Origin of the sequence: Rhodoplanes sp. Z2-YC6860 (genome assembly GCF_001579845.1) — a bacterium.
GTDB lineage: Bacteria > Pseudomonadota > Alphaproteobacteria > Rhizobiales > Xanthobacteraceae > Z2-YC6860.
The window spans coordinates 1,077,842-1,091,707 of record NZ_CP007440.1; the positions used below are offsets into that span (position 1 = coordinate 1,077,842).

Here is a 13,866-nt window from a genome sequence, read left to right on the forward strand (position 1 = left end):
GGCGTCCTATTGCGCGGCCCGTCTAGTGTCCGCCTTTGCCGGGCTTGTCGGCGTCGCGCACCGGGGTTTCCGGCGTGAGCCCGCCGCGCTTCTGCGCGAACGTCTCCTTGCCGCTTTCCTCCCAGCCGCCGGAGACGGCGCGCTTGGCGTAGGTTTCCCAGGTGTCGCTCCAGTCGCCGAGCGTGTAGCCGTGCCACGGCGGCTGCGGCGACAGCGCCGGCAGGCCGAGTTCGTCCCAGATCTTCTTGGCGCGATCCATGTATTCGCGGGTCGGCAGCGCGAGCGGTGGGAACGGCGCCTTGAGCGTGGCGTCGATCAGCAGCGAGGAGTCGTTCGGCACCCGGCCGGACTTCGGGCCATGGCCGCTGGAGCGATGCGGCACCACATGCACGTCCTCGACCGGATTGGCGCGATAGGCCATCGACCAGAACACCGCGTTGGTGTTGGTCGGATCGATGTCGTCGCTGACCGCGACGACAATCTTGCCGCAGTCGGCACGCAGGCCCGATGCGCCCTGCAAGCCGCGCCACACCTCGGTGCGCGGCGCGCCCTGCGCGAACTTCAGGAAGATCACCGGCCGCACGTTGGACAGCGGCTCGTGCAGCGACACCCCGCGGATGCCCTTGATGCCGAGATGATCGCGCAGATGCGACAGGAACATCGGCTCATAGGCGACGCGCTTGATGACGCTCGATTCGGAGGGCGTCACCTGGCTGATCAGCGAGACGAACACCGGCTTCTTCTTGTGGGTGATCGCCGTCACCTGCATCGACATGTTGAAGTCTTCGAGCGCGATGTAGCCGTGGCTTTCGCCGAACGGGCCTTCCGGCTCGAGCAGCTCCGGATCAATCAGTCCCTCGATGACGAGCTCCGCGTCGGCCGGCACTTCGAGATCGACGGTGAGACATTTCACCGTGCGGATCGGCTCGCCGGCGAGCGCGCCGGCCACGCCCATCTCGTCCATGTCGATGGCGAGCTTCTGCGGTCCGGTGAAGGCGATGACGGGCGCGCAGCCGTTGACGATGGCGATCGGCAGCGGCGTCTTGAGCTTGCGGTGTTTCAGCCAGTGCTGATAGCCGCCGGCGCCGCCGATGCGCGAGGCCATGCGCACGCCGAGCCGGTCGGTGGCCTTGAGGCCGGCGCGATAGGTGCCCATGTTCTCGACGCCGGTCTCGGGATCCTTGGTGACGCAGAGCGTGGCGGTGAAGTAGGGCGCCGCGTCAAAGCCGGGCGTCGAGATCGGCACCGGCAGGAGCTTCAGGCCGCCGTCGGGCTTCCTCAGATCGTCGCCCTTGATGACGACCTCCTGGCACGGTGCCGGCGTGTTGATGCGCACCGGCTTGATCGGATGGCTTACGGCATCGATCCAGGCTTGGCCGATTTGATCGACCGGCCGGCCCATGCCGACGGCGTAGATGTCCGGGTTGGCGGACAGCGCGCCGACCACCACCGGCATGTCGTACTTCTTGCCGCTGGCGTCGACGACGTTGGTGAAGAGAAACGCGCGGCGTTTCTCTTCAGGCAGACCGCCGACGAACTGCCAGCGCATCAGCGTGTGCAGTTCCGAGTCCTTGTCGATCGGGCGGTCGATGCGCGTCACCAGCCCGGCCTTTTCCAGCGTCGCGAGATGCTGCTGGAAATCGAGCGCAGGCGCGTTCTTTTTGGCGGAACCGCTGCGCTGGTCGGGCTGGTCGAGCATGGGACGCTACTTTTTCGATTTCTGATACGCCTCAATAACCGGCTTGGCGTGGCGGAAGCAATCGACACCCGCCGGGATGCCGCAATAGACCGCGATCTGGATCAGCACGGCGCGGATTTCGTTCGGTGTCATGCCGTTGTTGAGCGCGCCGCGGACATGGGTCTGGAATTCCTCCATGCGGCCCAGGCAGGCGATCATGCCGAGGTTCAGGATCGAACGCTCGCGCGGCGGCAGCGTGTCGTCGCCCCAGGCCTCGCCCCAGCAGTATTGCGTGACGATGCGCTGGAAGTCGCGGTTGAAGTCGTCGAGGTTGGCCATCGCCTTGTCGACGTATTCGTCGCCCGCCACCTTGCGGCGCATCTTCATGCCGATGTCGTAGGTCTTCTGGTCCATGGTTGTTCCTCCTGTTTGAACTGCAAGCGCGAGCCACGCACTCCCTCACCCTCCCCTGGAGGGGGAGGGTCGACCGCCGGAGCGAAGCGCAGGCGGTCGGGGTGGGGTGAACTTTTTTGCGAAGAAGGTCACCCCACCCCGCTCGCTTCGCTCGCGACCCTCCCCCTCCAGGGGAGGGTGAATCGAGTTTGTTGTACTAGTCGAGCGTTGCGAAGACGCTCGCTATTCTTCCGCCGGGCCGCCTTCCCAGCGTTTGACGAGCTTGGTCTCGATGCCGAACAGATCGAGCAGGCGGCCGACCGTGTGGTTGATGATGTCGTCGACGGTTTTCGGCTTGTTGTAGAACGCCGGCATGATCGGCGCGATCACCGCCCCCATGTCCGACAAGGTCACGAGCGTACGCAGATGCCCGCCATGCAGCGGCGTCTCGCGCACGCCAAGCACCAGGCGGCGCTTCTCCTTCAGCACCACGTCGGCGGCGCGCGACACGAGCGAGCTCGTTACGCCGGTTGCGATCTCGCTCATGGTGCGGATCGAGCACGGCAGAATCACCATGCCCATGGTCGAAAACGAGCCGGACGAGATCGATGCGCCGATATCGGCCGCCGGATGCACCACCGAGGCCAGCGCCTTGATGTCCTTCGGCTTGTAGTCCGTCTCGTAGACCGCAGTCATCTCGGCCGACTTGCTCATCACGACATGCGTCTCGATGTCGGTCTTCTTCAGCATCTCCAGCATGCGAATGCCGTAGATGGCGCCGGACGCGCCGGACATGCCGATCACGAGCCGGCGCGGGGTCTTGGTGTTCATTCGTCGTTCTCTAAGGTGTTACAGGCAAAGGCCGCTATCCCTAGCGCATGCGGCCTAGGCTTTGAAGCTCGCAAAGGCGGACAGGATGGTCTGAAGCGGACCAGGCGGGAACGGGCCGATGACGCCTTGATACGAGTTGAAGCTGTCCTGCGCGGCCTGGTCCGGCGACGGCGACGGATGGCCCAGCGTGCCGGATGTTGCGACGCCGTAAAGCGCTTCCTGCTGCAGCCGCTCGGCCTCCAGCTCGGCCGATTTGATGCGGGTGCGGAAGCCTTCGGCGGCTTCGGGCGTCATGACGGACGGCGGCGACTTCAGGGCGCGGCGCATACTGCGGAGCGGAACAACGGTCATCTCGCGCCAGGGCCGGATTGCGTTCTCGACCTTGGTCACGTCATCGGCATTCAGCGCGCGGCGTTCCGTCGCGTTCCAGAGGAGAAAGAACAGCACGTTCACGTCGACGCCGGCCTGGTCCTGCAGCTCGATGCAGGCTGGCGCGACGCCTGCCACGCCGTAGAACTTGATCGAGAACCGCCAGAATGGCGATTTGCTGACCGGCTCGGGCTTGTCGTTGTCGTTCATGCCGACAGCTTTTCGTATGCGCCGGCGGCGCGCAGCGCTGTGACGATGCGCTCCGGCGTCAGAGGCATGTCGAGAAAGCGCACGCCGAACGGCGACAGCGCATCTTCGATTGCGGCAATGATGGCGGCCGGCGCCGGAATGGTGCCGCCTTCGCCTGCGCCCTTCACGCCGAGCGGGTTGAGCGGATTCGGTGTCTCGACATGCTCGACGCGCGCGCCGGGCACGTCGCACGACGCGGGGAGGAGATAATCCTGGAACGTCGTAGTCAGCGGATTGGCGTCGTCGTCGTACTTCATCCACTCGAACATCGCGTTGCCGATGCCGTGCGCGACGCCGCCTTGCACCTGGCCGTCGACGATCATCGGATTGATCACGTTGCCGCTGTCGTGCGCGATCGTGTAGTTGATCATCGCGACGCCGCCCGTCATCGGATCGACCTCGAGCTCGACCACATGCGTGCCGTTGCAATAGGACGCCTGTGGCGGTGTGAAGTAGGCGGTGTGTTCGAGACCTGGCGATTGCCCCGGCGCGAACGAGAAGCCCGGCATGCCTTGCGCCATGCGGGCGAGCTCACCGAACGTCAGACTTGGCTTGTTGCCCGAGCGTGCCGTGGCCTTGCCGTCCTCGACGTCGATCTCGCTTTCCGGCACGCCGAGCGCGCGCGACGCCGCGGCCAGCACCTGCTTCTTCACGGCCTCGCCCGCGATCATCGCCGACGAGCCCGCGTTGATCGCCTGACGGCTGGCGAATGCGCCGACGCCTTGCGCGATCGCGCCGGTGTCGCCCGCGCTCATCACGATGTCTTCCAACCGGCAGCCGAGATGATCGGCGACGATCTGCGACAGGGTGGTGCGCGTGCCCTGGCCCTGCGTGGTCGCGCCGGTCGCGACCGCGACCTTGCCGTTCGGCATGACGCGGATGGAAACACCTTCGAACGGGCCGAGGCCGGTGCCTTCGACGTAGTTGCCGATGCCGATGCCGAGATAGCGGCCGTTGGCGCGGGCTTTCGCCTGCCGGGCGCGGAAGTCCTGGTATTGCGAGATTTCTACGGCCTTTCGCTGGCTCAGCGGAAAATCGCCGCTGACATAGACCAGCGGCTTGCCGTCGCGGAACGTCAAACCCGGCTCATAGGGCATCTGCTCCGGCTTGATCATATTGCGCGCGCGAACTTCGAAGCGGTCGAGCTTCAGCTCGGACGCGACGCGGTCCATCAGCCGTTCCATCGCGAACACCGCCTGCGGGCGTCCGGCGCCGCGCACGACGGTGGTCGGCACCCGGTTGGTCAGCGACACGGTGGTTTCGATCTTGTAGGCCGGGATCACATAAGGCCCCGGAAACGTGGTCGAGGCGATGAACGGCACGATGATGCCCCACGGCAGATACGCGCCGGTGTCGTGCAGCATCGTCGCGCGCACGCCGAGGATCTTGCCGTTGCCGTCGACCGCGATGGCGGCCTTCCAGTATTGATCGCGCTCCTGCGTCGACGACAGAAAGTGCTCGCGGCGGTCCTCCTGCCATTTCACCGGCCGGCCGAGCTTCATCGCGGCGGCCGGGATCACGGCCTCCTCCGGATAGAACGGCGCCTTGGTGCCGAAGCCGCCGCCGACCAGCGGCGCAATGACGCGGACCGATTCCAGATTGCGCTCGAACAGATCGGCGAGCGTGCCGCGGCACAGGTGCGGCGTTTGCGTCGCCGACCAGACATTGAGCATGTCGGAGGCGGCGTCGTAGTTCGCGAGCACCGCGCGGCCTTCGAGCGTCATCGCGGCGCCGCGATGCATGTCGAGCTCGATCTCGAACACATGCGGCGCGGTCTTGAACGCACCGTCGACGTCGCCGTAGCTCATCGGCACGTAGGCCGCGACGTTGGACTTGAGGTCGGCGTGCACGCCCGGTGCGCCGGGCTTCACGGCGTCGCGTGCATCGCTCACCGCCGGCAGCGTCTCGTAGTCGACCTCGACGGCGTTGGCGGCATCTTCGGCGAGATAGCGGCTGTCGGCGACCACGACCGCGATGGTCTGGCCGACGTAGCAGACCTCGTCGCGGGCGAGCGGAATCTGCGTGCGCGGCGTCTTGATCGCGGGGTTTGGCACCAGCATCGGAATCATGCCGGTGGCGATCCGGCCCGGCATGTCGTTTGCGGTCAGCACTGCGTGGACGCCGGCCATTGTCTTGGCGACCTTCGTCTCGATGCCCCTGATACGCGCATGAGCATGGGGGCTCCGCACGAAGGCTGCATGCAGCACGCCCGGCAAGGCGATGTCGTCAACGAAACGGCCCTGGCCGGTCAGCAGAGCCGGGTCCTCGAGGCGTGCGATTCGCGCGCCAAAATGCTTTGCGCCCATGCGTTTTAACGATCCGGCTTGAATTCATCCGCCCGCGGCACGGGCTGGGGTAGTATCGGTCGGCGGAAGCGGCGCGTGAAGAGCGGCTGCCGCAATGCCGCCCTGATAAGAATCTGAAATTGCGTGGGAAATGGCTCAGCGTGGTGAAAGTGCCACTGCCCCTTGCAAATCCGCCGGGCGCGGCCATTTGGAGCCGCTAACGGCATGTGAATTAACCAATTTTTCCTCTAGACACGGCCCAATAACGCCTGTGCCGATTCGGGACAGACGAATGAAAATGAAGGTGCGGACGACAGGAAGACGGGGCCTTGGCCGGACAGCCTTGCTGTCGGCGGCGCTGTTGTCTGCGGCCTTTTCCGCGCGCGCCATGGACGTGAAACCCGAAGCGCAGTCGGGTTCCCAATCCGCCTCCCAAGCTCCATCACATGCCCCGTCACAAGAACGCTCCCAGGACCGCTGGCATCTCAGCGTCCAAACGCCCTACGGATTTACCTCTGGCGGATCTCAGGGTTCCTACTATTTCCAAACCACGCCGGGGACGGCGTTCAGCGCCTACAACGGCACGCGCGGTTTTACCGATCTTTCGATCGCTCAGCCGCTCGGTTTCGTGCGCGAACTCGGCATCGGCAAGGTCGAGGCGACGTTCGGCGCGCGCGTCGCCGAGCCGCTGATCACGAACGGCTTCACGCCTTCGATCGATGCGCGCCGTTATTCCGGCATCGGGCCCCGCCTCGGCCTGCAAGGCAATGCGCCGGTCAACCCGGCCTGGACGGTGGAATGGCAGGTTGGCGCGTCCATGCTGTACGGCAGCAGCGCGAGCAACGTCAGTAACGCTAGCAATCCGCTTGCGCCTTATGCGTCGCAGAGTGGCTCGGTCGCCAACGTCGACGGTTTTCTGGGCCTTTCGCACTGGTTCGACGCGGCGTCGAAGCTGACGGTCGGCTACCGTGCCGACGCCCTTTTCAATGACACGACCAGCCTGGGGCTCGGCGGCACGCCGGCGCCACAGAATCCGGACCGTGTCGATCACGGCCCGGTCGTCCGCTTCACGATTCAGAAGTGACGATCGCCGCGCGCCAGCTGCGGCGCGTTTCCTTCGTCGTCATGCACAACGGTTGAAGGCGCCGGCGTCATGAGACTTCGCATCGTGCCCTTGCCCCAATGCAGGCCGAACTTGATCCAACGCCGCGCGATTCCGGCCGCGGAGGTGTCGAGCGTGAACGCGCGCAGGCCGAAAGCCTTCTCGGACGAGTAGTCGTCGCAGGCGCGCTTGACCGGATCGTCGTAGAACGCCGCGATCTTGCCCTCGCCCATGCCCGGCGTCTTGAGCCACTGCGGAATGTGCACGTTGCACAGACGCTCGACGTCGACCAGCGCCTTTCGCGCGCCGGTGCCGGCGGCGGGGCACGAGGTGGCAAACGCGTCACCGACCAGCACCACGCCTTGCTGCCGATAGCCGCCGGTGACGTAGAGATCGACCGGGCGAATCTTGACGAAGCCATCGACAGTGAAGTCGCCCATCAGCGCGCGCAGCCCGGGCCAGATGCCATAGAGCGTCTCACGCGGCGCCTCGCGCAATTTTTTCAGCCAGGGATCGTGCAGATGCCGATAGCCGAACAGGTTGGCGCGCATCATGCTCCCGACCGGGAACAATGTGATGTAGGCCATCTTGTCCGTGGGGCTTTCCGAGAAATAGGTCAGAGCCGGAAACGGAAAGCCGCGCGGATCGGCAGGCTTGGCGTTGAAGCCGATCGAAATCGAATGGCCGGCGCTGATGATGTCGCGCGTGATGTCGAGCTTCTCGCGGATGTTGGGATTGAGTCCGGTGGCGACGACGACGAGCCGCGCCGAGATCTCGTCGCCGTTCGACAGCTTGACGGTCTGACGCTCCGGTCCGGTCGCGATATCCATCACTTTGGCATGGATGAACGGCACGCTCGCCGGGATTTCCGCCCGTGCGGTGTTGACCAGCGTGTCATACATGATGCCCTGCTGGTCGCCGGGCCGCTTTTCCAAGACGTGGCCAAAGCGCGCCACCCAGCACTCGCGGTCCGCGGTTGACGCGCGCAGCACGGCGTCGGTGAGGCCGGTCAGGCCGATGGTGTGCATCTGCACGCCATCGAGCTTCTCGCAGCGAAAGTCTTCAGGATAGACCGTATGCGGGTCGACGATGGCAGCGCCGATGCCGGCGCGTCCGAGCATGGCGGCGGCAAACGATCCGGCAAGACCGCCGCCGGCTATGACAACGTCTGCTTCACGCAATGCCATGCTCCGCTATTTGCTTTTGCGCGATTTTTGCCACTGCAGATAAACGGCTTTCGCGGTCGCCCGTGCATCACGGTAGGTCTTCTGCAATCCGCTCAGCGCGCGGAATTCGAGCGAACCGCCGCGGCGCGCATCGATCCAGAGATCGGCGACCTCGCGCCGCTCCTGCCAGGCCGACATGTAACCGGTGTCGTCATAGGAGCACGAGTCGACGAGACCAATGCTCTTGTTGGCGAGAAACGCTGCCGTGTAGTCCTCGAGCAGCAGCATGCCCGGCGAGAAATCCTGGAACGCCTCGTCGTAAGCGGTCTTCCAGGTGAAGGCGGCGCCGCCGGCGCGTGCGACGAGCTGCATGCTCACCGGCTTGCCGTCGAGATGGATCGAATGAACGGCCGCGTTGTCCTGCTCGGCGAGCTTGGCCATCGCGCCACGCATAAAAGCCGCTTCGCCTTCGTTGCAGGCGAGTGCCGTGCCGTTGCTGCCTTTCCAGCCCGACATTTCCATCGCCAGAAACTCCTCGACGGCCCGCCGAACCGCTTCAGGTTCGGTCACCACCGTGGATACGAGCGTGCCCTTTTCGGAAAGCTTGCGGCGATGCTGGCGGAGCTTCTTGCGCGTCGAACTCGACAGCGCTTTTTCCAGATAGGCCTTGCCATCGAGCTCGGAGGCAAGCTTCGGCCGGCGCGTCTGATCGAACAGGCAAGGCGCGCTGCCACGGGACGTGAGCACCCGGAGCAATGCCTGATAGGTCGTATCGCCGGTATCCATCATGTCCAGCGTGATGATCTTCGGCAGTCCGCGCTCGAACGCGATGCTGTCCAGCATGGCGTCGAGCGTGTCGTCGAGACAATCGCGATCGATCACCGGCGTCGAGAGATAGCCATGCACATAGGCCGGAACGATAATCATCTGCGCCAGCAGCATCGACCGGCGCGGGCGGCCGACCGTAAAGCTCCAGACGCCGACCAGCATCTCGCGGCCATTGACGGTTTTCCAGGCGAGCAGGGCACGGTGCCTGGCGTCCGGCTCGATGCCGGCCGCGACACCGACCAGTGCCGGATCCATGAACACATTGGGGGTCGCGGCGCGGCCAAGCAGATCGGTCCACTGGGCGCGTAGAATGGCAAGCCGTGCCGCGTCGGCGATCTCCACCGACACACGACGCGGTTCGCCTGCCGCGGCAGTTGCCGCAACCTCCGATGATCGGTGTATCGCCAGGCTGCTCATGGCCGCGCGTCTTAGCGGAGTTCCATTCACAAGCCGTTACATGATCGGACGAAATGCCTCAGGCGGCGGGCATTCCAAAGTTAACGGCCGGGCGTGCTGTCAGTTTTCTGGGCGATTTCCCTGTAATTTCTGGGATAATTCAGCGCGCGTTTTTGCGTTAACGCTTCGTCCATCCAGAATCGCAAGTTTTCCATGATCCGGCGCGCCGCTTCACGGTTCCGACGCCATCATCCCGATATCGTCCGCACGTTTCTGAAACGGACGATTGGGAAGTCATGCCTCAGGCCACGCAAGCAGCATTTGACGCGCGGGTGGATGTCGACGACGAGTCGCTGGCTGGCGCGAAGCCTGCGCCGGCTGTGGTGTTGGACGATGTCCGCATCGCGACGCACGGCGATCTCGCATCGGTGGAGCGCGAATGGCGCGCCTTCGAGCAGGTTGCCGACTGCACGGTATTCCAGAGTTTCGACTGGGTTTCGATTTGGCAGCGCCACATCGGTGAGCGGAATGGCGTCGTGCCTGCGATCGTAACGGTCCGCGACACCCAAGGCCAATTGATGTGTCTGCTGCCGCTCGGCATCGAACCGGGCGTGGGGCGCCGGCTGACTTGGCTCGGCACCGTGCTGTGCGACTACAACGCTCCGCTGCTCGCGCCGAACTTCGGCCAGCGGATCGACGAGGCGCGCTTCAAGGATCTGTGGGCGAAGGTGTGCCGCACGCTGCAAGCCGATCCGAGATTCCGCTTCGATGTCGTCTATTTCGACAAGATGCAGAAGGTGGTCGGCAGTCAGGCCAACCCGTTCATGGTGCTCGGCGTCATGCCGCACGCCAACGGCGCCTATCTCACGGCGCTCGGCGCCGATTGGGAAAGCTTCTACGCCGGGAAGCGCTCCTCGGATACGCGCCGCCGCGACCGCACCAAGCGAAAGAAACTCAGCCAGTTCGGCGAACTCAGGTTCGTCACAGCGACCGGTACGGATATCGCCACGTCGCTCGCCACGCTGATGGAGCAGAAGTCGAAGGCGTTCGCCGCGATGGGCGTGACCAATATCTTCGCCCTGCCTGGCTATCGGGACTTCTACAACGCGCTGGCGCAGCGCTTCGCTCACGCCAGCCGGCTCGATGTCGGCGTTAAGCCCGCGGCGGTCAACCTCGGGCTGATCTTCCGCGGCTCCTACTATCATCTGCTCGCGAGCTACGACGGTGGCGAGCTGTCCAAATACGGCCCCGGCGCCGCGCATATGCACCACTTGCTGCAATACGCCATCGAGCAGCGCTGTCATACCTTCGATTTCACCATCGGTGACGAGCGCTACAAGCAGGAATGGAGCGACAGCCATATCGTGCTGTACGACCACATCGCGCCGGCCACGCTGCGCGGTGCGATCCTGGCCGCGCGGCTTTATGCCGTCGGCCGCGTCAAACATTTCATCAAGCAGAATCCGGCGCTGTGGGACAAGGCCTACAAGCTCCGAGCCGCACTCGGCGCGTTGAAGCGCCGCGGCTAGGGTAAGATCGTTTTATGTGAAGCGGACCGGCTCTCGATCCGTCACCCTGAGGTGCGAGCCCTAAGCGCGTCTACGCGCGTCTTCAACGCGCTATGGCGAGCCTCGAAGGGCGACGGCCCGGCTGATGCAGTGGGGCCGCATCCTTCGAGGCTCGTTCGCTGCGCTCACTCGCACCTCAGGATGACGGAGAGGGTCTGTTGAGTCGCTTCAATAATAAACTACAACGCCCTAAGCCGTCCCGCCCCAGAAGAACGAGTGCAGGCCCAGTCGCCGCTTGGCGACAACGAACAGCAGTGCTGACTCGATGACGATCGCGACCGACGTCGCGAAGGCCGCGCCGGTGCCGCCCGCAGACGGCGCCAGTGCCACGCAAAGGCTGGCGTTGACCGCGAACGCGGTCGCATAGATCGCGGCGCAGATGCGCTGCTGGTTGAGCATGTTGAGGAGACGCTCGGCGGGCCCGACAGCCGCGCGTGCGAGCAGGCCGACCGAAAGAATGAGCATGAAGTTATAGCCCGCGACGAAGTCCGGTCCGAACAGCCAGAGGATCGGCTTGCCGAGCGCGAGCATCATCAGGGTTGCGGCCAGCGATGGCCAGAAGGTCCAGCGCGCCGACTTCGCAACAAAGGCTTTGAGTTCGGCTTGCTCGCCCGCGACATGCAGCGCGGTGAAACGATGCGCCACCGCGGCCGACATCGAGAAGTGGATGAAGCCCACCAGCATCAGCGTCTTGACCGCCGCATAGTAGTGACCGACCTCCTGCGGCGGCCGGAACTGCTGCAGCACCAGCACGTCGGCATAACAAAGCATGGTGTAAAGCGACCAAACCAGGATGATCGGCAACGATGTGCCGAACCAACGCTTCACCTCGTAGACTCGCGGGCCGAGCGCCACCACGCTCTTGAGCCGGCGGTCCACCAGCCAGAGCTGCAACAGCGACGTGCTCCAGATCGCGAGCGTCAGCGCGATCATGGTGGTGGTGGCGTCGATCGGGAATCCCAACCCATAGGCCAGCGCCATCAGTGCGAACAGCACAACGGGGCGAAGCAGTGTGTGCGGCCCGAGCGCCAGTACGATCCAGTTATAGGAGCGCGCGAGGCCGTCGCACATCAGCGAGACGGTGAAAAACGGCAGCGACACGCAGGCGAGATAGAACGGCAGCACGGTGTGCGGATCGAGCCAGGGCGTCAGCGCGAAGATCGCGCCCGCGCCGATGAGCGCGAAGGCGGTCGCGAGGCCGAAGGTGATCCAGCGGCTGCCGATCAGGAAGCCGCGGAGCGCGTCGAGCTGATTGTGATGTGTGTATTGCGGAATGTAGCGCTGCGCGATCAGCGGGATCCCGAGATGCACGGTGTCGCCGGCCAGCAGCATCCAGGTCCAGACCGAGACATAGATGCCGAAGTCGTAGCCGCCCATCCAGCGGGCGAGTGCGATCTGCGACAGGAAGGTGACGCCGGCGCTGGCGACGCGGATCAGGAAGGCCATTGCGGCCATGCGCTGCGCTGCGCCTTGCTCGCTGCGGAGCCAGGCCTGCGCCTTGGCGCGCAGACGCGCGACGGCGCTACCCTGGACGCTGCCTTGAGCGCCCGGCGCAGCGATGGTCTCGGCGTCGGTCATGGCCATGACCGCGCCAGAAAGACGCCTAAAGCTTTAAGGCGCCGTTAAATTCGTGTTTTCCGTGTTGATCCGGCCCGCAGCTCAGCCTGCCACGGCGATCTGGAGCGGGAACCTGTCGACCACCTCGTGGCCGATGTCGGTGATGATGAAGGTGTGGCCGAGGAAGATGCCGAACATGCCGTCGGCGGTGATCGGGTTCGGCTCCGCCATGATGATCATGCCGGGCTTGAGGATCATGTCGGCTTCGGTGCCGCCGATATGGTCCGAGGTGATGTGCGGATTGTCGGTGACGATGTCGATGCCGTGACACTGTGTCGGCCGCGACTGCACGCCCTTGTCGCGGAAGAAGCGGCTCGCCTCCTGCATCGCCTTGGCGTTTTTTCCGGGCTTCATCTCGTCGACGATCTTGTTGTAGCCCGGCAGCGTGATCTCGTCCCAGAACTTCCGCACCATGTCGGTCGGGGGCCCAAGCGTGATGGGCGAGCCGATCTGGGCCGTGTAGCCGCGATAGCCTGCGGCGATCTCCATGTTGATCATGTCGCCCTTCTTCAGCACGCGGCCGGACGGCCGCGGGTTGCCGAAGATCAGCGCCGGATTGTCCATCGGCGTCGAGCCGATGATCAGGAAATCGATGTCGCCGCCGCCGTCCATGATGGCCGACGCTGCTGCGGCCTTGATCTCGTATTCCTTCACGCCGGGTTTGGCGCGCGCCACCATCGCCTCCATGGCGCGCTCGCAAAGTACGCCCGCCTTGCGCACGCAGTCGAGCTCCTCCTTGGAATGGATCACCACGAGTTCGTGCAGGAAGTTCTTGGTGAAGACGAGCTCCGCGTCCGGCAGCTCCTTGCGCAGCGTGTTGTACTGATTGACCGGCATGTAGTCGCCGTGGCGCGGGTCGATCTCCATCAGGCCGATGCGGCCTTTTTCGAGCCGCAGCTCGCGCAGGCGTTCCACCATCACCATGGCGTACTGGCCGTTGCGGCTGTGGCGCACATCCTTCACCGCGACTTCGACATGACGGCGCACCGCCTCGGCATGCGTGCCGCCCATCGAGTAGATCATGGTCGGCTCGCCATCGAGCGGCACCAGCACGTAGCAGCACAGCGCGTGCCACTCCCAATGGCCGGTCAGCCAGGTCATGCCGGCGCCGAAGCTCCAGTGGCTTGGCCCGCCCGGCACCACCACGGCGTCGAGCTTGTGCTCGCGCATCTTGGCGCGCAGCGAGTCGTAGCGGCGCTTGTATTCACCAGCCGAGAACTGCTCCCAGATGCAGTCGCGGTAATACGGCGTGTCGCGCATGTTGGCGAACGGCAGCGACTGGTCGAGCTTGTCGCGGACGACAGGCCAGGGCTGCGGCCCGAGCGGGCGACGCGGTTGTTCGTTCATGTGAGCATTTCCTCTCAATTGATTCTGTTTCTTGTGT

General features: G+C 64.7%; 11 protein-coding genes. 2 read left to right on the top strand and 9 right to left on the bottom strand.

The genetic code is table 11. From position 1 onward, the window contains the following. Positions 1-22: 22 nt before the first annotated feature. From RHPLAN_RS04975 to RHPLAN_RS04995, 5 genes are all read right to left on the bottom strand, one after another. Positions 23-1,699 (bottom strand): UbiD family decarboxylase, encoded by a 1,677-nt coding sequence (locus RHPLAN_RS04975; RefSeq protein WP_068014373.1) that lies wholly within the window; start codon positions 1,697-1,699, stop codon positions 23-25. 6 nt (positions 1,700-1,705) lie between these two features. Continuing rightward, the gene (locus RHPLAN_RS04980) at positions 1,706-2,092 is read right to left on the bottom strand and encodes a carboxymuconolactone decarboxylase family protein (protein ID WP_068014376.1); all 387 of its coding nucleotides are present in this window, start codon (positions 2,090-2,092) and stop codon (positions 1,706-1,708) included. Positions 2,093-2,314: 222 nt separating this feature from the next. Next, a complete protein-coding gene (locus RHPLAN_RS04985; protein WP_068014381.1) occupies positions 2,315-2,902 on the bottom strand; it encodes a UbiX family flavin prenyltransferase in 588 nt (195 codons plus the stop codon). 54 nt (positions 2,903-2,956) lie between these two features. Next, positions 2,957-3,481: a TIGR02444 family protein gene (locus RHPLAN_RS04990; RefSeq protein WP_068014383.1), complete on the bottom strand. Its 525-nt coding sequence runs from the start codon at positions 3,479-3,481 to the stop codon at positions 2,957-2,959. Next, positions 3,478-5,826 carry a xanthine dehydrogenase family protein molybdopterin-binding subunit gene (locus RHPLAN_RS04995; RefSeq protein ID WP_157100066.1) on the bottom strand — a complete coding sequence of 783 codons (2,349 nt, stop codon included), beginning with the start codon at positions 5,824-5,826 and terminating at the stop codon, positions 3,478-3,480. Before RHPLAN_RS04995 ends, RHPLAN_RS04990 begins: the two co-directional genes overlap by 4 nt. A gap of 271 nt (positions 5,827-6,097) precedes the next feature. Here RHPLAN_RS04995 and RHPLAN_RS05000 point away from each other — a divergent pair, with 271 nt between their 5' ends. Continuing rightward, positions 6,098-6,889: an Lpg1974 family pore-forming outer membrane protein gene (locus RHPLAN_RS05000; RefSeq protein WP_157100067.1), complete on the top strand. Its 792-nt coding sequence runs from the start codon at positions 6,098-6,100 to the stop codon at positions 6,887-6,889. Here RHPLAN_RS05000 and RHPLAN_RS05005 read toward each other — a convergent pair. Both RHPLAN_RS05005 and RHPLAN_RS05010 read right to left on the bottom strand, forming a co-directional pair. Continuing rightward, the gene (locus RHPLAN_RS05005) at positions 6,880-8,088 is read right to left on the bottom strand and encodes an FAD-dependent oxidoreductase (protein WP_084246430.1); all 1,209 of its coding nucleotides are present in this window, start codon (positions 8,086-8,088) and stop codon (positions 6,880-6,882) included. The genes RHPLAN_RS05000 and RHPLAN_RS05005 overlap by 10 nt on opposite strands. Positions 8,089-8,100: 12 nt before the next feature. Further along, a complete protein-coding gene (locus RHPLAN_RS05010) occupies positions 8,101-9,249 on the bottom strand; it encodes a GNAT family N-acetyltransferase (RefSeq protein ID WP_068014388.1) in 1,149 nt (382 codons plus the stop codon). Positions 9,250-9,593: 344 nt separating this feature from the next. On the opposite strand from RHPLAN_RS05010, the gene RHPLAN_RS05015 reads away from it, so the two are divergent. Beyond that, positions 9,594-10,826 (top strand): GNAT family N-acetyltransferase, encoded by a 1,233-nt coding sequence (locus RHPLAN_RS05015; RefSeq protein ID WP_068014390.1) that lies wholly within the window; start codon positions 9,594-9,596, stop codon positions 10,824-10,826. A 228-nt stretch (positions 10,827-11,054) separates the two neighbouring features. On the opposite strand, the gene RHPLAN_RS05020 is transcribed toward RHPLAN_RS05015, so the two are convergent. Continuing rightward, positions 11,055-12,449: an MATE family efflux transporter gene (locus RHPLAN_RS05020; RefSeq protein ID WP_068014392.1), complete on the bottom strand. Its 1,395-nt coding sequence runs from the start codon at positions 12,447-12,449 to the stop codon at positions 11,055-11,057. Positions 12,450-12,524: 75 nt separating this feature from the next. Next, on the bottom strand, positions 12,525-13,829 hold the full coding sequence (locus RHPLAN_RS05025) for a M24 family metallopeptidase (RefSeq protein WP_068014394.1): 1,305 nt from the start codon (positions 13,827-13,829) through the stop codon (positions 12,525-12,527). Between the last annotated feature and the right edge of the window lie 37 nt (positions 13,830-13,866).